Raw genomic sequence first — 18,698 nt, 5'->3', positions numbered from 1 at the left:
GGCGGAGGCCGGGGCCCAGGTGGAAAGGTCGGAGTAACGGAGCGTTGTCCGTAGTTAGCAACGTCGCCCAACTGGGCCCGGGCCTTCGCCGAGGTGAGTGCCGGGTGAGGGTGGTGAACCAACCACCATGTGTCCCCGCGAAGGCGGGGACCCAGACTGGGCTCCCGCCTTCGCAGGAGAACAAGCAGGCCGAGCGGTGGAACGCAGGAGGGGCGAAGTGTCGGCATGATCCTTCTCGACGTCCTCCTCCTCGTCACGATCATGAGCCTCGTCTGGTTCCTCAAGGGCGACCTGCTCGGCTACCGCCGCACCAAGCGCCTCCCCGACACAGCCTCGCGGCAGAAGACCTACCGCCTGTGGATTGCCAAGGCCGCGATCGCTTTCGTCCTCCCGGCGGTGATCGGACTAGCCCTGCTCGGCCGCCTCGACGCGCTCGTTACCGTCCCGCCTGAGTTCGACGCCCTCCGCACGCTCCTTCCCAGCTTCGAAGGCTACAGCCGCGCGGAACTGCTCGGCATGATCGGCGGCAGCGCGCTGGGGGGCCTGATCATCGGCGCGGTGCTCGCGACGCGGCGTAACTGGCGCGTCCTCAAGACGATCGGCAATGTCGGCTCGCTGCTCCCGCGCAACCGGCCGGAGATCGCGCATGCCGCCGCCATGTCGATCGCGGCGGGGTTGTCCGAGGAACTCGCTTTCCGCCTGTTCTTGCCGCTGCTGGTCGCGTTCGTCTCCGGCAGCGCGTTCGTCGCGTTCGGTGTCGCTATCGCGGCGTTCGGCGCGATGCATCTGTATCAGGGGCGGGCGGGCGTGATCGCGACCACGCTGGTCGGCGCGCTGATGGCGGCGGTGTATCTGATGACTGGGGAACTGTGGCTGGCGATGGTCCTGCACGCGCTGATCGATCTCAACTCGCTGGTATTGCGTCCGATACTGACCGGAGCATGGCGCGCGGCTTGACTTCACGGGCGCGGGTTCGTCCAATCGCGGCACGGTCCACAAAGGGAATTCCATGTCGCGTCACGCCCTCCTGCTCGCGTTTGCAGTCACCGCAGCGGTTCCCGCGGCCACGCTCGCGCAGACCGCGCCACAGACCGCGACCCAGTCGCCTTTCACCTTCGAAGAGGTGATGGTGCCGATGCGCGACGGGGCGAAGTTGCAGACGGTCATCATGCGGCCGCGCGGGATGACCGGGCCGCTGCCGATCCTGCTTCAGCGGACGCCGTACGGCGTGCCCGATGCGCCATTCGCCACCGCCGATCGCTTCGGACCGTTGATGAAGGACGGCTATGTCTTCGTCTTCCAGTCGATGCGCGGGCGGTTCAAGTCGGACGGTGTCTTCACGCTGTCGACCGCAGTCCATCCGAACGATCCGAAGGCGGTCGACGAGGCTACGGACGCCTACGATACGGTCGGCTGGCTGGTGAAGAACGTCCCGGCCAACAACGGCAAGGTCGGCATGTGGGGCGTGTCATACCCCGGTTTCGCCGCCGCCGTGGCGCTGGCGAACCCGCATCCGGCGTTGAAGGCGGTTTCCCCGCAGGCGGCATGGATCGACTACTGGCAGTCGGACGACCTCCACCGGAACGGCGCGCTGCGGTTGAGCTATGCGACCGACTGGGTGTCGTCGCTGCAGCTCGACAAGACGAGGAATTCCGACTTCGCGTATCCGAGCGATACCTACGACTATTTCCTGAAGGCTGGCTCGGCGGAGGCGATAGATCGGACCGTGTTCAAGGGGCGGGTGCCGATGTTCACGTCGCTGCTCGATCATCCCAATCATGATGCGTTCTATACCGCGCAACGTTGGACCGATGCGCTCGGCAAGACGACCGTGCCGACGCTGAACGTCGCGGGGTTCTGGGATCAGGAGGATCCGTGGGGCTCGTGGCAGATCTACGCGCGTCAGAAGCGCAATGATCCGAACCATCTGGCGCAGATGGTGGCGGGGCCGTGGCGGCATGGCGGGTGGCAGGGGGTGGCGGATCACCTTGGTCCGATCCCGCTCGGGACGGCGAGTGGCACCCAGTTCCAGGAGCAGATCCAGGCGCCGTTCTTTGCCTACTGGCTGCACGGCAAGGGCTCGCGGCCGGACTTTGCGGCGAAGATGTTCCAGTCGGGCTCGAACGTTTGGAAGACCTATGCTGCCTGGCCTCCGACGGGCGCCAAGACGACCGAGCTCTACCTGCATACGGACGGCAGCCTGTCGTTCACCGCCCCGGTCGCGGGCGAGGGGTGCCGCGATTACGTGTCGGATCCGGCGAACCCGGTGCCGTTCCGCCGGCGACCGATGTCGGCGACATATGCCAGCCCGGACTGGGCGTGGTGGGAGGCGGACGACCAGCGTCTCGTCGATCACCGGCCCGATGTGCTGGGGTATGTGTCGGAGCCACTGGCCGCGGACTTGACCGTGACGGGGGCGCTGTCGGCGACGTTGCAGGCGTCGACGAGCGGGACGGATAGCGATTTCGTGGTGAAGCTGATCGATGTGCTGCCCGACGATACGGAGGCGTTCGACAAGTCTCAGGCCCAGCCTGGCGATTACGCGAAGACGTTGAACGGGTATCAACTGCCGATCGCGATGGAGGTGCGGCGCGGGCGCTTCCTCGCGAGCGATACGGCGCCGCAGCCTCTCGTGCCGGGCAAGGTGGTCGCGTGGGACGTGCCGCTACGTGACCATGACCATGTGTTCAAAGCGGGGCACCGGATCATGGTGCAAATCCAGTCGAGCTGGTTCCCGATGATCGACCGCAACCCGCAGTCGTTCGTGCCGAACATCGGGCGGGCGAAGGCGGCGGATTATGTGAAGGCGACGCAGAAGGTTTGCGCGGGGTCTCGGATTACGTTGCCGGTCATGCGCTAGGGTCTATCGCGCTGGCATGCCCCCCCCCGGCGAAGGCCGGGGTCCAATTGGGAAACGTTGCTGACGAAAGACAGCGCGTCGTTACTGCAACCTCACCAATTGGGCCCCGGCCTCCGCCGGGGTGGTAGTTCTATCTCCAGTCAGTTCTTCATCCGCCAACCGGTCTTGAAGATCCAGGCGATCGCGATCAGGCATACCGCCAGAAAGCCCGCCGTCACTGCCAGGCTCACCCCGACCGCGACGTCGCCGACGCCGAAGAAGCTCCAGCGGAAGCCGCTCACCAAATAGACGACCGGGTTGAACAGGCTGAACGTCCGCCAGGGCTGGGGCAGCATGTCGATCGAGTAGAACGCGCCGCCGAGGAACGTCAGCGGCGTGATCAGCAGTGCGGGGACGAAGTTGAGCTGCTCGAAGCCGTTGGCCCACACGCCGATGATGAACCCGAACAGGCTGAACGCGACCGCGGTCAGGATCAGGAACGCGATCATCGCGAACGGGTGTTCGATCCGCAGCGGCACGAAGAACGAGGCCGTGGCGAGGATGATCAGCCCGAGGATCACCGACTTGGTGGTCGCCGCGCCGACATAGCCGATCACCATCTCCATCGCCGAGACGGGCGCCGACAACAGCTCGTAGATCGTACCGGTGAATTTGGGGAAGTAGATGCCGATCGACGCGTTCGAGATGCTCTGCGTGAGCAGCGACAGCATGATCAGGCCGGGGACGATGAAGCTGCCGTAACCGACGCCGCCGACCTGCTGCATCCGGCTGCCGATCGCGCCGCCAAAGACGATGAAATACAGCGAGGTGGTGAGAACGGGCGTGACGAGGCTCTGCCACAGGGTGCGCAATGCGCGCGCCATTTCGAAGCGGTAGATCGCCCAAATACCGTGGGTATTCATGCGCGTTCGCCTTCCGTCATGCCGGGCTCGTTCCGGCATCTACCGTTGCGCATAATCTTCGAGCCCTTGGTTTGCGGCACGGTGGACCCCGGAACGAGTCCGGGGTGACGGAAGGTTTTTAGGATGGTCATGCGCGTTCTCCGACGAGATCGACGAAGATGTCTTCGAGGCTCGATTTGCTGGTTTCGAGGTCCTTGAAGCCGATGCCGAGTTCGCTGAGTTTGCGGAGCAGCGACGGGATTCCGGTATGGTCGGCCTGTGCGTCGAATACGTAGCGCAGGCATTTGCCGTCGTCTTCCAGCGACAGATCCCATTCGGCGAGCTCCGGGGGAAGCGCCGTCATCGGGTCTTGGAGCGCGATGTCCAACTCGCGCTTTCCGAGCTTCTTCATCAGCGACGCCTTGTCGTCGACGAGGAGCAGCTTGCCCTTGTTGATGACGCCGACGCGGTCGGCCATTTCCTCGGCTTCCTCAATGTAATGCGTGGTCAGGATGATCGTCGTGCCGCCTTCGCGGAGGCGGTGGACGAGCTTCCACATGTCGCGGCGCAGCGCCACGTCGACGCCCGCGGTGGGTTCGTCGAGGAACAGGATTTCGGGTTCGTGCGCGAGCGCCTTCGCGATCAGCACGCGGCGCTTCATCCCGCCGGAAAGTTCGCGGATCTTCGCGTCGCGCTTGTCCCAGAGCGAGAGGTCGCGGAGCACCTGTTCGATGTACGCGCTGTGCCCCGAGCGACCGAACAGGCGGCGGCTGAAGGTGACGGTGGCGAGCACCGTCTCGAACATGTCGACGTTGAGTTCCTGCGGCACGAGGCCGATGCGGCTGCGCGCCTGCTTATAGTCGCGGATCGCGTCGTAGCCGGCGACCTTGATCGTGCCGGCGGACGGCGTGACGATGCCGCAGATGATGCTGATCAGCGTCGTCTTGCCCGCGCCGTTGGGGCCGAGGAGGGCGAAGATCTCGCCTTTCTGGATGTCTAGGTCGACTGGGTGGAGGGCTGTGGTGCCGCTCTTGTAGGTCTTGGTGACGCCCGCGATGGACAGGATCGGTTCGGTCATTGGCACCCCTTTTTGTGAGGGGAAGATGGGGGTGGGGAGGGGGGAATGATAGGGCTTCCCTCCCCTTCTTGTTCTCCCGCGAAGGCGGGAGCCCATAAACTCAGCGGTTCGCGGCTCGATCTACCGGTAGCCAGTATGGGGCCCCGCCTTCGCGGGGATGACGGCGGGTTGGTTGGGATCAGCCGGCTCTCGCTGCCGCGACCGCTTTCTGCAGATCCTCAAGCGGCAACGCACCAGACAACACCCGGTCGCCTACCACCCAGCTAGGTGTGCCAGTCATGCCGAGCTTGGCGGCGGTTTCCATGTTCTTGGCTATTTCAGCGTCGGCGGTTTTGGTGAAACTGGCCTGCGTGGTGTCGACGCCGGCCTTGCCCGCGGCGGCGGCGATCGAGGCATCGCTGACCGGTCCGCCGGCGTAGAGCGCGTCGTGGAAGGTGGCGAACTTGCCCTGTTGCGCGGCGGCTAGGCTGGCGCGGGCGGCGATGCGGCTTTCGGCGCTGAGGATCGGGAGTTCGCGGAAGACGACGCGGACTTTCGGGTCGGCGGCGATCAGCTTGGCGATCATCGGCAGGCTCGCGCGGCAATATCCGCAATTGTAATCGAAATACTCGACGAGCGTGACGTCGCCCTTGGGGTTGCCGGCCCAGGCGTTGCCGAACGGCGTGACGATCGCGTCGCGGTTGGCGGTGACGGTCTTGCCGGACTCGCGGTCGCGCAGTTTCTCCATCGCCTCGGGAAGGATCTCGGGATGCGCCAGGACATAGTCGTGGACGATCGATTCGACCTGCGCGCGCTCGACGCCACCGCCCTGGCGGTCATAGCCCCAGACCGCGAGGCCTCCGATGACGGCGCCGGCAATAGCGATCGCCGGGAATGTAAGTTTGCTCATTTGCGGCGCTTATACTGCTTGGGATTGTCGTCCATCTCGTTCTGCGCCGCCATCGCGATATCCTGCGCGCGGATCCAGTCGGTGGTGTTGGCCGGGATGTTCGCCAGCGCATATTGCGCGCTCGCCGAGGCGGTTCGCATGTCGCCGCCCATGCTGGCGCGCTCGGCCGTGGCGAGTGCGGCGCGCGCGGTATCGCCGGTCAGTTCGTAGACCGTGCCGAGCTGCATCCAGGCGAACGGGTTCTGGTCGTCGCGGCCGACCGCGGTGCGCAGGACCCTGGTGGCCTCGGGGTAGTTCGCCTTGTTTTCGGTCGCGATCAGCGCGTGGCCGAAGGTGGTGGCGATCAGCGGGTTGTTGCGCGAACCCTCCGTGGCCTCGCGCAGGGGGACGAGCGACTCGGTCGGCTTGCCCGCTTCGAGCAGGATCTGGCCCTTGATTTCGAGGAAATACGGGTCGGTCGGCTCGGCCTTCACCAGTGCGTTGGCCTCGGCATCGGCTTTCTCGGGGTAGCCGGCTTTATGATACGCGTAGGCGCGGGCGTAGTGCGCGTAGATCGACTGGTTGCTGGGCGGGTAGGCTTGCAGCGTCTGGTCGGCGGGCATGACGTAGCCGGCGAGCTTCGCCTTCACGCGGCGGAAGCGTTCCTCCAGCGCGGCGTCGGGCTTGTTGGCCCAGGCGGGCGACGCTTGCAGGTCGGCAGTGAGCGTCGCGACGCGCTCGCCCGAGAGCGGATGCGACTGCATGAACGGATCGATGTTGGCGGTGCCGAAGCGGTATTCCTGCTGCTGCAATTTTTTGAAGAAGCTCAGCATCCCGCGGCCGGAGACGTTGGCCTCGCGGAGGAATTTCGCGCCGGTCGCGTCTGCGGTCGATTCCTGGACTCGGCTGAACGAGAGGTAGCTGCCCATCGCCGCCTGCTGGCCCGCCGCCATGATGCCGGCGCCCGCTTCGCCGCTGCCGGCCGCCATCGCGGCGAGGCCGAGCACCATGGAGAGGAGGTACATGCCCATGGCGGGCTTGGTGCCGCGGTCGGCGAGGACGACATGGCCGTCGGCGATGTGGCCGAGCTCGTGCGCGATGACGCCCTGGACTTCGTTGGCGTTGTCGGCGGCCTGGATGAGGCCAGAGTGGACGTAGACGGTCTGCCCGCCGGCGACGAACGCGTTGATCGATTCGTCGTTGATAAGGACGACTTTCACGTCGCGCGTCGAGAGCCCGGCCGCCTTGATGAGCGGGTTCGACATCTCCGCGAACATGGTTTCGGTTTCGGCGTCGCGGAGGATCGACTGGGCCTGGAGGGGCGTCGTCCAGAGGAGGAGGGCGGTGGCTGCGGCGGCTACTAGGCGCTTCATATTACGGGGTATCGTCGATTGGGGGCGGGGGGGCAATGGTCGTGCGGTCGGGCGTGCGGTGGAGTGAAGTATAGGAAGTGCAGACGCTGGGAGCTGTTTTGCGGTTGGTAAAAGTGTGGGTGGCATTGGGGGAGGGGAGCAGGGTTTGGGTGTGTAGGACAGGGGTTTGAGGGGGGTATTGGGTCGCTGGGGGCACGTCGTGCTCGTTTCTCTCCCCCCGTCATCCCAGCGGAAGCTGGGATCTTATGGTTTGGGGGGTGTCGCGTGCCACGTGGGATACCCCAGCTTTCGCTGGGGTGACGGGTTTTGGCTTTGGGGTGGCGACGGCGCGTTCGAGATAGTGCCGCTAGATAACTACCACCCCGGCGGAGGCCGGGGGCCAATTGGGGGACCGGGCTAACTGAGGGTGGTGCTTCGTTATTGCCACCTTTCCAATTGGGCCCCGGCCTTCGCCGGGGTGGTGGTGGGTCGGGGGAGCTCAGCGTGCATCATTAGGGGAGCTAGAACACAAACCCAGTGCCGCCCCCGTGTCTTGTTCACCCGCGAAGGCGGGTGCCCAGTCTGGGTCCCCGCCTTCGCGGGGATACAAGCTTTTCGCGGTTCGCCCGCCACCGGAGGCGTTGGACGCTGACGGATATCGTGCTGCTGGAGGATCGCTCCCCACAAACGAAAACGGGCGCGGCCTTTCGGTCGCGCCCGTTCCCAACTCACAGCGTCCGGGGTTAGCCGAAGGTGCGCTGCCACCAGCCGCGGCGGGGGGCGCCGTCGGGGTCGTCGTTGGCGCCGTCGTTGGTGTCCGAAGTCGCGACGGCCTGGGGCTGGACTTCGGCCTTGGGCGGGGTGGTTGCGATCGGCTCGGCGAGGGGCTCGCTGGTCGGGGCGGCATCGCCGGCATCGACCACCGCTGCCTTGCGCGGACGACCGCGGGGCTTGGCGACCTTGGCGGGCGCTTCCTCGACTACCGGGGCTTCGACCACCGCGTCCGACGCCTTGCGGCGCGCACGCTTGGGCTTGGGCGCCGACGCTTCGATGGTCTCGGCGGGCGTTGCGCTCACCTCGTCCATCGTCGCTTCCGCCACCGCTTCGCGACGGCGACGGCCGGGCTTCGGTGCAGCAGGCTCGGCCGCGACGGGCTCCGGAGCGATCGGCGCCGGAACCGCTGGCTCCGGTGCAACCGTCTCGGCGTCCGCTTCGACCGCGCGTGGCTTGCGACCACGGCGTGCCTTGGGGGCTGCATCGGCGACCGCCTCGGCGATGTTCGCTGCAGCGGCTGCCGCACGGGCACGCGGACGACGGCGCATCTTCGGACCCTCGGCGACTTCCGCGACCGGGGTTTCCTCGACGGCGGGCTCGAACGCGGGCTCGTAAGGCGGCTCGGCATAGGTCGACTCGACCGGCTCATACGCTTCCGGCTCAGGCGAATCGGCGATCAGCTGGGCGTCGTCGACGCTGCTGACGGCGACCGACTGGCCGTTCTCGGCGCCCTGCTCGTTGCGGCGACCGCCACGACGTCCCCGACGACCGCGACGACGACGGCCTTCGCCCTCTGCGCCGCCCGAATGCTCGACACCCTGCTCGGATGGCGCACCAGCCGAGACCATTTCGCCACCGCCGACTTCGACGATGTCGCCCTCGACCTCGTCGATCTCCTCGACGTTGGTGTCTGCGTCCTCGAACGTGCCGTCCTCGTTGACGCCTTCTGCGGCGCCCTCTTCACCCGGACGTGCACGACCGCGACGACCGCGACGACGACGACGCTTTTTGCCGCCTTCACCGTCCGCATCGCGACCGTTCTCACGCGGCGCACGCTGCTCGCCATTGCCTTCGCGGGGCTCACGACCCCCCTCACGACGACGCGGCTGCTCGGCCTCGGCCTCCTCGACCTCTTCCTCCTCGATCTCGTCCTCGATCTCCTCGGGGAGGTCGTCCTCGTCTTCCTCGATGATCTGGACGAACTTCGGCGCGTGCGCGGGCGGCGGGCCGCTGGCCTCGACCGTCATGTGCGCGCCTTCCTCGTCCTGGCCGGGGATGATCTCGACGATCACGCCGTAGCGATCCTCGATCTCGGCGATGTCCGCGCGCTTGCGGTTGAGGATGTAGACCGCCGCTTCCTGGCTGGCGCGCAGGGTGAGCAGCGATCCGCGACCGCGGGCGGCCTCGTCCTCGATGAGGCGCAATGCGGAGATGCCCGACGACGACGCGGTGCGAACCAGGCCGGTGCCCTCGCAATGCGGGCAGGCGCGCGTCGACGCTTCGAGTACGCCGGTGCGAAGGCGCTGGCGGCTCATTTCCATGAGGCCGAACGACGAGATGCGGCCGATCTGGATGCGCGCGCGATCGTTCTTGAGCGCCTCCTTCATCGCCTTCTCGACCTTACGGACGTTGGAATTGTTATCCATGTCGATGAAGTCGATGACGACGAGCCCGGCCATGTCGCGCAGGCGGAGCTGGCGGCCGATTTCCTGTGCCGCCTCGAGGTTGGTCGCGGTCGCGGTCTGCTCGATGCTGTGCTCGCGCGTCGAACGGCCCGAGTTGATGTCGATCGAGACGAGCGCCTCGGTCGGGTTGATGACCAGATAGCCGCCCGACTTCAGCTGGACGACGGGATGGTACATCGCGGCAAGCTGATCCTCGACGCCGGCGCGCTGGAACAGCGGCACGGGGTCGGCGTAATGCTTGATGCGGCGGGCGTGCGTCGGCATCAGCAGGCGCATGAACTCGCGCGCCTGGCGATAGCCGTCCTCGCCCTCGACGATGACCTCTTCGATTTCCTTGTTGTAGATGTCGCGGATCGCGCGCTTGATCAGGTCGCTGTCGCCGTAGACGAGCGCGGGGGCCGACGCCTTGAGCGTGGCTTCGCGGATGCCGTCCCACAGGCGGGCGAGGTAATCGAAGTCGCGCTTGATCTCGACCTTCGAGCGCTGGAGCCCGGCGGTGCGGACGATGCAGCCCATCGACGGCGGCAGCTGCATGTCGGCCATGATCGTCTTGAGGCGCTTGCGATCGCCCGCGTTGCTGATCTTCCGCGAGATGCCGCCGCCGTGCGACGTGTTCGGCATCAGCACGCAATAGCGGCCGGCGAGGCTCAGGTACGTGGTCAGCGCCGCGCCCTTGTTGCCGCGCTCCTCCTTGACGACCTGGACGAGCAGCACCTGGCGGCGATGGATCACGTCCTGGATCTTGTAGCGGCGACGCAGGTTCATGCGACGCTCGCGCAGGTCCTCGACCGCGGCATCGTCGGCGCTCGGCTTGCGCTTGCGACGGGGGGCTTCGCCCGCTTCGCCGCCTTCGAGGTCCTCGGCGACGTCGGGATCTACTCCGCCATCATCCTCGAAGCGCTCGATGTCGTCCTCGTCGTCACCCTCTTCGTCGTCCGAGTCGTAGTCGGCGCGCAGCGCGGCTTCCTCTGCAGCGTGCTCGGCTTCCTCACGGAGCAGTGCGTCGCGATCTTCCTTGGGGATCTGGTAGTAATCGGGGTGGATCTCGCTGAACGCGAGGAAGCCGTGGCGATTGCCGCCGTAATCGATGAACGCCGCCTGGAGCGACGGCTCGACCCGCGTGACCTTGGCGAGGTAGATATTGCCCTTGAGCTGCTTGCGTTCGGCACTCTCGAAATCGAATTCCTCGATCCGGTTACCCTTGACGACTGCGATCCGGGTCTCTTCCCGGTGGCGTGCGTCGATCAGCATGCGCGTTGTCATTATAGATTCTCCGCGCGCGCGCCGGGCCTGTCGGCAGCCGTCGCGCGCTTGATGGTGGTGCGGTCGGGCACAGACGCCCGGACTCGCGGATGGTATGCGAAACTGCCTCTGCGCGAAGTGCATGCCGCGGGAACTCTCCCTGCGGCGCCCGCACGACCGCGAGTCCGTCGGCGAAGGCCGGTCGGAGTGCGGGGCGGGGGGAATGCGTCATTCGAGCGTCAACCTGAAGTGCCGCGCCGACGAAGGATCCGCAGGCGGGCGTGAAGACCGGCGCGTCGCTGGTAAAACCTGGCGACACACGGTTGTACGACAGGACTAGCACTGCATACCCGATCTCGCAATGCGCCACATAATGTCGGCAAACCGCCCGCAAACACGCGCGCTTCGCCCCGAATTAGGGGCGGAGAGGCGCAGAATTGCCGGGGCGGCAGCGCCTTGCCGGCAAATTCATGGCAAACGGCAAATTAACTGCACCCCGCAACACGCTCTTGGGACGTGGGGGCTTACCTATCGCTGCAGCGGTCGGATGTATCGACCAAAGGGGCATGACATGGCTTTTCGCTGGACCGGCGGTCGATCCGCACGGCAAGGACGCGGGGTGTTCACCGTATTCGCCCTCATGGCCGGCTGGCTGTCGAGCGTTCCTGCGTGGGCGGCGACCGTGCAGAGCGTCGCGATCCGGGACGGACGGATCGTCATACGCTTCGACGAGGCGGTCGGCGATGCCGCGAGCCGGGTGCTGACGGGGCGGCAGCAGATCGCGGTCGACGTGACGGGTGTGACGCCGGGGCGGGACTTTGCAGGGCGCGGCGTGGTGACGGGCGTGACGCAGATGCGGCGCGGATCGGGGGCGCGAATCGTGTTCGATCTGGCCGCGCCGGCGATCGTGACCGATGGCGGGTTCGACTCAGATGGTCGCGAGCTGACGCTGGCGCTGCGCACGGTCGACGACGACCAGTTCGTAGAGGCGGGGATCGCGGGTCCACTGAACTTTTTTCCGTTCAATTTCGGCGCTGCTTCGCGGCCGAAGTACAAGGTGTCGGTGCCGGTGCCGCCCAAGGCGCGGGGGATGAAACTGCCGCGCGTGCAGGGCGACGATACGCGACCTTTGGTGGTGATCGATGCGGGGCATGGCGGTGTCGATCCGGGCGCGATCGGGCCGAACGGGCTGCGCGAGAAGGACGTGACGCTGAAGGTCGCCAAGGCGATCCGCGACGAGTTGCTGGCGTCTGGGCGCGTGCGCGTGGCGCTGACGCGGAGTGACGATCGCTATCTGGTATTGCGCGAGCGCTACGGCGTGGCGCGGCGGTTGAAGGGCGACCTGTTCATCTCAATCCATTGCGACAGCACCGGGTCGGAGGATGCTACCGGGGCGACAGCGTACACGTTGTCGGAGGTGGCTTCGGACAAGGAAGCTGCGCGGCTGGCCGCGCGCGAGAACAAGGCGGACGTGATCTCGGGCGTGAACCTCGGCGAGGCGCCCGCGGACGTCTCCTCGATCCTGATCGACCTGACGCAACGCGAGACGATGAACGCGTCGGCGACGTTCGCGCGGTTGCTCGGGCGTGAGGCGAAGCCATTGATGCCGTTGAAGGCGAACTTCCACCGGATGGCGTCGCTGATGGTGCTGAAGGCGCCGGACATGCCGTCGATCCTGTTCGAGACGGGGTATATCTCGAACCCGCAGGACGCGGCGTTTCTCGACAGCGAAGAGGGGCGGCACCGGATCGCGGAGAGCGTGACGCGGGCAGTCGAGGTGCATTTCGCGCGGCGGATGGCGGCGCGGTAGGTTCGGGGAGGGAGTGCTCGCTCCTCCTTGTTCTCCCCCGAAGGCGGGAGCCCAGTCTGGACTCCCGCCTTCGGGGGAGAACACGCTAGTCACGGTCGATACTGTTTCCTCTAGCTGCACATCATGTCACAAGCCCTGCAAATTCCATTGGGGCTGACCAGATGACCGACGCGACACGGGGCGTACCCGAGACCAGCATGCGCGAGCTTACGTTTCGCGGGATCGTGCTCGGCGGGATCATCACGCTGCTGTTCACTGCGGCCAACGTGTATCTTGGGCTCAAGATCGGGCTGACGTTTGCGACGTCGATCCCGGCTGCGGTGATCTCGATGGCGGTGCTTCGGCTGTTCAAGGATTCGACGATCCTCGAGAACAACATCGTCCAGACCATCGCGTCCGCCGCGGGCACGCTGGCGGCGATCATCTTCGTGTTGCCCGGCCTCGTGATGATCGGCTGGTGGCAGGGCTTTCCGTTCTTCACCACCGCGGCGATCACGATGTTCGGTGGCGTGCTCGGCGTACTGTTCTCGGTGCCGCTGCGCCGTGCGCTCGTCGTCGACACCGTGCTGCCGTATCCTGAGGGCCGCGCGGCCGCCGAGGTGCTTAAGGTCGGCGCGGGTAGTCGCGAGGGCGGCGAGGAAAGCGCGCGCGGGTTGGGCATCATTGTCGCCAACGCGGTCGTTTCGGCCGGGTTCGCGATCCTGACGCAGACCAAGCTCGCCGCTGCGGAGGCCGCGACGTGGTTCCGCGTCGGCGCGGGCGCGACCGGAATCTCGGGCGGGCTGTCGTTCGCGTTGCTCGGCGCGGGGCATCTGGTCGGCATCTCGGTCGGCATGGCGATGTTCGTGGGCGTGGTGATCGGGTGGTGGATATTGCTGCCGATCCTGACCTCTGGCGGCAGCGTCACCGGGACCGCCGAGGTGATCGCCAACACCGTGTTCCGCTCGGACGTGCGCTTCTTCGGCGCGGGCGTGATCGGCGTCGCGGCGATCTGGACGCTGTTGAAGATCGCCGGGCCGGTGGTCGGCGGCGTGCGTTCGGCGTTGGCGGCTTCGGCGGCGAAGCGTGGCGGCGAAGTGCTGGCCCTCGAAGAGCGCGACATTCCGATCGGGATCGTCGGGATCGGCTCGCTGGCGATGCTGGTGCCGATCGGCATCCTGCTCTGGACCGTGCTTCAGGGTGGTCCGCTGGAGGCCTCGGCGATCGGTCTGATCGCGGGGAGCCTGGCGTTCATCCTCGTCATCGGTCTCGTGATCGCGGCGGTGTGCGGGTACATGGCGGGGCTGATCGGCGCGTCGAATTCGCCGGTGTCGGGGATCGGTATCCTGGCCATTCTCGCGGCGTCGATCCTGCTGGTGTCGTGGTTCGGCCGCGCAGTCGAGCCGGGGACGACGCAGGCGCTGGTCGCCTACGGGTTGATCGTGACCGGCATCGTGTTCGGGATCGCGACGATCTCGAACGACAATCTGCAGGATCTGAAGACGGGCCAGCTGGTCGGCGCGACGCCGTGGAAGCAGCAGGTCGCCTTGTTGATTGGTGTGGTGTTCGGGTCGATCGTGGTGCCGCCGGTGTTGAACTTGCTCGGAAGCACGCTCGGGTTTGCGGGTGCGCCGGGGGCGGGGCCGAATGCGCTGGCGGCGCCTCAGGCGGCGTTGATCTCGGCACTCGCGAAGGGTGTGCTGGGGGGGAACCTCAACTGGGCGATGATCGGGTATGGGGCGCTGACTGGCGTTTTGGTGATCGCGGTCGATGAGTTGCTCGGCAAGGCGGGCAAGCTGCGGTTGCCGCCGCTTGGTGTCGGGCTTGGGGTGTATCTGCCGATGTCGGTGACGTTGCCGGTTACGATCGGGGCGGTCGTGGGGTTTGCGTATGATCGCTGGGCGGACCGGGCTCGCGATCCTGAGCTTGCCAAGCGGATGGGCGTGCTGACCGCTACCGGGATGATCGTCGGGGAGTCGCTGTGGGGCGTTGGCTTTGCGGGGATCGTGTATTTGACCAACAAGGAGACGCCGCTGGCGCTGGTCGGGGACGGGTTTGCGAGCGTGGCGCTGGTTGGCGGGACGCTGCTGTTCGCGGTGCTGACGTGGGTGATGTACCGGCGGACTATGGCGGCTTCGCGGTAACGCGCGTGCCCTCACCCTTCCCTCTCGGCAAGTGCCGGGCGGGCCCCTTCCCTCTCCCCGAGGGGAGAGGGGAGAAGTTTGTTTCCCCGCGAGGCGGGGATCCAGACTGGGCTCCCGCCTTCGCGGGAGAACGAGATTGGGTTGGGACCTTTGCCCATTCCACCACCCCGGCGGAGGCCGGGGCCCAATTGGAAAGGTGGGAGTAACGGAGCGCAGTTCGCCGTTATCTGCGTCCCCCAATTGGGCCCCGGCCTTCGCCGGGGTGGTGCTTGCGCGGGGCTGGTGTTTACGCGTGGGAGAAGGATGGCGTCCGTCTGGACGCCCCCTCACTTCATCGCGGCAAGCATGTCCTTGATCGGCACGAACGCGAAGCCCACGGAGCTGTCCGCGATCCCGTACGGCATGAAGATCGTATCGCCATGCTTCAGCGCACCACAGCTGTAGACGACGTTGGGCACATACCCCTCGCGGTCCTGGTCCTTCGCCGCCAGGATCGGCTGGCTCGTCCGGCCGATCACCTTCGACGGATCGTCCTTGTCGAGCAGCACCGCGCCGATCGAGTATTTGCGCATCGCGCCGACTCCGTGCGTCAGCAGCAGCCAGCCCTCGTCGAGCTCGATCGGCGGGCCGCAATTGCCGATCTGCACCAGCTCCCATGGATATTCGGGCGTCAGGATCTTCTCGCCGTCGTCCCAGTCGGTCAGCGTGTCCGACTTGAGCAGGAACAGATTCTCGCCGTCCTGCCGGCCGATCATCATGTACTGGCCGTTCACCTTCCGCGGGAACAGCGCCATGCCCTTGTTGCGCGCGGCGGGGCCGGTCATCGGCACGAGGTCGAACGCGCGGAAATCGCGGGTGCGCATCAGTTCGGACTGGATCACCGAGCCGTTATACGCGGTGTAGGTGCCGATCCACTCATAGTCGCCGTCCTCGTGCTGGAAGCGGACGATGCGCAGATCCTCGAGGCCCTTCGACTGCGCCTGCGTAATCGGGAAGATCACCGTGCCGCTCAGCGTGCTGTCGCGGTGGCGATAGACGGTGACGGGGCCGATCGGCATCTCGTCCTCGCCGCTGCCGACCGCATCGGTCGCGGTCGCGAACGGCGGCTCGGGCGCGAGCTTCATCTGGTTTTCGCAGGTGATGATGCCTTCGCGGAACGCGACCGACGAGATGTGACCCTCGCCGACCGCGCGCAGGCTCATGAGGATGCGCATCGAGCCCGGCGGCATGCCCGACTGGTCGAAATGCGGCACCGCGCTTGGGTTCATCAGCGCAGCGGCGGCATAGCTGTATTCGTGGCAGAAATACGCGCCGATCAGCTGGCGCTTCTCGTCGCCGATCTCCGCGCCGTTCAGCCCGAGCATATCCTCGATCTGGTCGTAGCGCGTCATGAACACGCGCCGCGTCTGCCAGTGGCGTGCCTCGAAATCCTTCAGCACGACCTCGAGCTGCGCGCGCGCCTGTGCGGGCGACATTTCCAGCACTTCGCCAACGAGCCGCTCGGTGCGGCTCGGTGCGCCGCCATGACCGCCCCAGGCGATATGGAACGGCCGCACGACGACACGCGAAGGGTCCGCGTGCAGCCGCAGCTGGTGGTTGAACAGATCCATCGTAGCAGTGCCCCGCGTCGTTCCACTCAGCGCACCGTCGCCTGTCAGGCTGTCTCTAGCGTGGCTAGGCGACGACGCGCGCCGCTCCTGCCACGCTTTGCGCTGCCTTTGATACCCCTGAAATGGCACAACTTGCGAGTTGGAGCGCCAAAATCGACTCGGCACCCTGGTTTCGGTTGAGCCCGGTCGGCATCAAACCGTCATAGCAACCGCCGTCCGCGACGCTCGCGAGTGGCAGGTCGAGGTCGTTGACGCCGAGGAACCAGCCGTATGCGCGCAACGCCTCGTCACGCCAGCGCACGTCGCCGGTCGCGTCATACGCCGCAGCGCACGCATCGACGGTCGCCTGCGCCTCCAGCGGCTGCTGGTCGAACTGCAACGGCTCGGCATAGGGCCGGTTGAAGCTCTCCGACCCAACCGCACGGAAGCGACCCTCCGGCGAGGTCTGCTTGGCGACGATCCAGTCGAGCGTGGCGAGGCCGCAGTCGATCAGGTCCTGACGCCCGAGCGCCTGGCCTGCGCGGATCAACGCCTGCGGGAGACGCGTATTGTCATAGGCGAGGACGATCTCGAACCACTGCCATTCGGGACGGCGTGCCTTAGCGAGCAGGTCGAGATGGACCTTGGGGAAGGCTTCGAGGATCGACAGCGACAGCTGGTGACCGGGCTTGGCCTCCAGCATCGCTGCCGCGCCGAGCATCGCGAACGCCTGCGCGCGCAAGGATCCGAGTTCCAATGCCATCGATGCGGTCGAATCGAACATCGCCGTCGCCCAGTCACGGTGCTTGGCGGCCTGCGCATCGCGCGCGGTGACGCCGAGCGACCAGAGCGTGCGGCCGTTCGAATCTTCCGACCCCGAATCCTCACACCAGGTGCGATCGAAGTTCATGAAGTTGCGGAAGCGGCGCGTGTCCGGGTTCCAGGCGTATTGCACGAACGATGCGTAGATCGTCATCCACTTGTCGCGGGTGACGTCGTCGAGACCCGGCATCGCGCTCATCAGCATCAGCGCGCGGCAATTGTCGTCGATGCAATAGCCGTGGCGACGATCGGGGATTGAATAGATCGAATGCTGGAGCATGCCGGTCGAATCGCTCATCCGCTCGACCGCGGCGAAATCAGGCGTCAGCTGCTTCAGCGGGGCTGGCACCTTGGCAAGGCGAAAAGGGCGCGCCGCCACGATCGCGCGGATCTCCGTCATCATTGCCTCGGCAAGCTTCGGCCAGATCATCGTGCGGCCGCGCGCATAGGCACGCTCGGCCAGACGATTGCGATCGCGGTCGTTCGACATCAGCGCATCGATCTCGCGCGCGAACGCGTCGACATCGCCGAACGGGACGAGCACGCCGTGGCCATCCGCGAGGATCTCGGTCGCATGCACGTACGGCGTCGAGATGACGGGTTTGCCGACACCGATCGCGTAGCTGAGCGTGCCCGACGTGATCTGCGCGGGGTTGGTGTACGGCGTCACATAGACGTCCGACGCCTGGAGATAATCGAGCAGTTCGCCATGCTCGAGGAAGGCATCGACGAACGAGACGTTGTCGGCGACGCCCTTCTCGGCGGCGAGCGCCTTCAGCTTGTCGCGGTACTTCTCGCCCTCGTACGCGACGAGGTTCGGGTGCGTCGCGCCGAGCACGACGTACAGCAGGTCGGGATGCTTCGCGATCACCGTAGGCAGCGCGTTGATGACCGTCTCGATCCCCTTGTTGGGCGCGAGCAGGCCGAACGTCAGCATGACCTTACGGCCTTCCCAGCCGAATTTGTCCTTCAGCGCAGCCGGATCGAGCAGATCGCGATCAGGCACGCCGTGCGGGATCATGACGATCTGGCGCGAATTGGCGCCGTAGACGCGCTGGAGGATGTCGCGGCCACGCTCGGCCATGACGATCACGCGGGCGGCGCGACGCAGCAGCCCTTCGAGCACGCGACGCTCGTCGGCGTTGGGCTTTTCGAGGATCGTGTGAAGCGTGACGATGACCGGCAGCGTGGTGCGATCGAGCAGCGCAAGGATGTGCTCGCCGGCCGGGCCGCCGAAGATGCCGTATTCGTGCTGGAGCCAGATCGCCTGCGCGCCGCTGGCCTCGATCTTCCGTGCGGTGTCGATATAGGCCGACAGATCCGGCTCGGGGATCGTGCCGGTGACTTCGGCCGGGTAGTCGTATTTGCCGGGATGATCGTCCATCGCATAGACGTCGACGGCGATCTCGGGGAAGCGCGCGCGCATGGCCGTGAAAACGTCGGTCGTGAAGGTGGCGATGCCACACTGTCTCGGCAGGAAATTACCGATCAGCGCCAGTCGCGCGATATTCCCACCGTCCGCCGGTTTCACCATACCCTGTCCCTCGTTTGAGCGCGCACTTCTGGGAAAACCCGGTCGCGCATCCATTTGAACGGTTCAGGTAGCATAAAGTT

At 66.1% G+C, this 18,698-nt stretch carries 11 protein-coding genes; 4 read left to right on the top strand and 7 right to left on the bottom strand.

The window, feature by feature from the left end:
- The first annotated feature begins 225 nt into the window (after positions 1-225).
- Entirely contained in the window at positions 226-957 is a 732-nt protein-coding gene (locus O6W96_RS08260) for a CPBP family intramembrane glutamic endopeptidase (protein ID WP_353469095.1), read from the top strand.
- Positions 958-1,009: 52 nt separating this feature from the next.
- Positions 1,010-2,860, top strand: coding sequence for a CocE/NonD family hydrolase (locus tag O6W96_RS08255; RefSeq protein ID WP_353469094.1), 1,851 nt, complete (start codon positions 1,010-1,012; stop codon positions 2,858-2,860).
- A gap of 140 nt (positions 2,861-3,000) precedes the next feature.
- Here O6W96_RS08255 and O6W96_RS08250 read toward each other — a convergent pair whose 3' ends face one another.
- From O6W96_RS08250 to O6W96_RS08230, 5 genes are all read right to left on the bottom strand, one after another.
- Entirely contained in the window at positions 3,001-3,762 is a 762-nt protein-coding gene (locus O6W96_RS08250; protein ID WP_056065813.1) for an ABC transporter permease, read from the bottom strand.
- Between the two features lie 127 nt (positions 3,763-3,889).
- A complete protein-coding gene (locus O6W96_RS08245; protein ID WP_353469093.1) occupies positions 3,890-4,819 on the bottom strand; it encodes an ABC transporter ATP-binding protein in 930 nt (309 codons plus the stop codon).
- 178 nt (positions 4,820-4,997) lie between these two features.
- Positions 4,998-5,708 (bottom strand): DsbA family protein, encoded by a 711-nt coding sequence (locus O6W96_RS08240; protein WP_353469092.1) that lies wholly within the window; start codon positions 5,706-5,708, stop codon positions 4,998-5,000.
- A complete protein-coding gene (locus tag O6W96_RS08235; RefSeq protein WP_353469091.1) occupies positions 5,705-7,060 on the bottom strand; it encodes a M48 family metalloprotease in 1,356 nt (451 codons plus the stop codon). Before O6W96_RS08235 ends, O6W96_RS08240 begins: the two co-directional genes overlap by 4 nt.
- A 722-nt stretch (positions 7,061-7,782) precedes the next feature.
- The gene (locus tag O6W96_RS08230) at positions 7,783-10,749 is read right to left on the bottom strand and encodes an Rne/Rng family ribonuclease (protein WP_435372208.1); all 2,967 of its coding nucleotides are present in this window, start codon (positions 10,747-10,749) and stop codon (positions 7,783-7,785) included.
- 562 nt (positions 10,750-11,311) lie between these two features.
- On the opposite strand from O6W96_RS08230, the gene O6W96_RS08225 reads away from it, so the two are divergent.
- The gene (locus O6W96_RS08225) at positions 11,312-12,550 is read left to right on the top strand and encodes an N-acetylmuramoyl-L-alanine amidase family protein (protein ID WP_353469089.1); all 1,239 of its coding nucleotides are present in this window, start codon (positions 11,312-11,314) and stop codon (positions 12,548-12,550) included.
- Between the two features lie 161 nt (positions 12,551-12,711).
- Positions 12,712-14,673, top strand: a complete 1,962-nt coding sequence (locus O6W96_RS08220) for an OPT family oligopeptide transporter (RefSeq protein WP_353469088.1) — start codon at positions 12,712-12,714, stop codon at positions 14,671-14,673.
- A 326-nt stretch (positions 14,674-14,999) separates the two neighbouring features.
- Here O6W96_RS08220 and O6W96_RS08215 read toward each other — a convergent pair whose 3' ends face one another.
- Together O6W96_RS08215 and O6W96_RS08210 are read right to left on the bottom strand one after the other, a co-directional pair.
- Positions 15,000-16,283: a glycoside hydrolase family 130 protein gene (locus O6W96_RS08215; protein ID WP_056051630.1), complete on the bottom strand. Its 1,284-nt coding sequence runs from the start codon at positions 16,281-16,283 to the stop codon at positions 15,000-15,002.
- A gap of 64 nt (positions 16,284-16,347) precedes the next feature.
- Positions 16,348-18,618, bottom strand: a complete 2,271-nt coding sequence (locus O6W96_RS08210) for a glycosyltransferase family 4 protein (RefSeq protein WP_353469087.1) — start codon at positions 18,616-18,618, stop codon at positions 16,348-16,350.
- Positions 18,619-18,698 lie beyond the last annotated feature (80 nt).

Source organism: Sphingomonas faeni (assembly GCF_040407495.1).
Taxonomy (GTDB): Bacteria; Pseudomonadota; Alphaproteobacteria; order Sphingomonadales; family Sphingomonadaceae; genus Sphingomonas; species Sphingomonas faeni_D.
The sequence above is the reverse complement of the archived record's forward strand: the minus strand, read 5'-3'. Positions and strand labels throughout refer to the sequence as shown.

Coding starts and splice junctions, on each gene's coding strand:
- O6W96_RS08260 (WP_353469095.1), top strand. CDS start 226: ATGATCCTTCTCGACGTCCTCCTCCTCGTCACGATCATGAGCCTCGTC.
- O6W96_RS08255 (WP_353469094.1), top strand. CDS start 1,010: ATGTCGCGTCACGCCCTCCTGCTCGCGTTTGCAGTCACCGCAGCGGTT.
- O6W96_RS08250 (WP_056065813.1), bottom strand. CDS start 3,762: ATGAATACCCACGGTATTTGGGCGATCTACCGCTTCGAAATGGCGCGC.
- O6W96_RS08245 (WP_353469093.1), bottom strand. CDS start 4,819: ATGACCGAACCGATCCTGTCCATCGCGGGCGTCACCAAGACCTACAAG.
- O6W96_RS08240 (WP_353469092.1), bottom strand. CDS start 5,708: ATGAGCAAACTTACATTCCCGGCGATCGCTATTGCCGGCGCCGTCATC.
- O6W96_RS08235 (WP_353469091.1), bottom strand. CDS start 7,060: ATGAAGCGCCTAGTAGCCGCCGCAGCCACCGCCCTCCTCCTCTGGACG.
- O6W96_RS08230 (WP_435372208.1), bottom strand. CDS start 10,749: ATGCTGATCGACGCACGCCACCGGGAAGAGACCCGGATCGCAGTCGTC.
- O6W96_RS08225 (WP_353469089.1), top strand. CDS start 11,312: ATGGCTTTTCGCTGGACCGGCGGTCGATCCGCACGGCAAGGACGCGGG.
- O6W96_RS08220 (WP_353469088.1), top strand. CDS start 12,712: ATGACCGACGCGACACGGGGCGTACCCGAGACCAGCATGCGCGAGCTT.
- O6W96_RS08215 (WP_056051630.1), bottom strand. CDS start 16,283: ATGGATCTGTTCAACCACCAGCTGCGGCTGCACGCGGACCCTTCGCGT.
- O6W96_RS08210 (WP_353469087.1), bottom strand. CDS start 18,618: ATGGTGAAACCGGCGGACGGTGGGAATATCGCGCGACTGGCGCTGATC.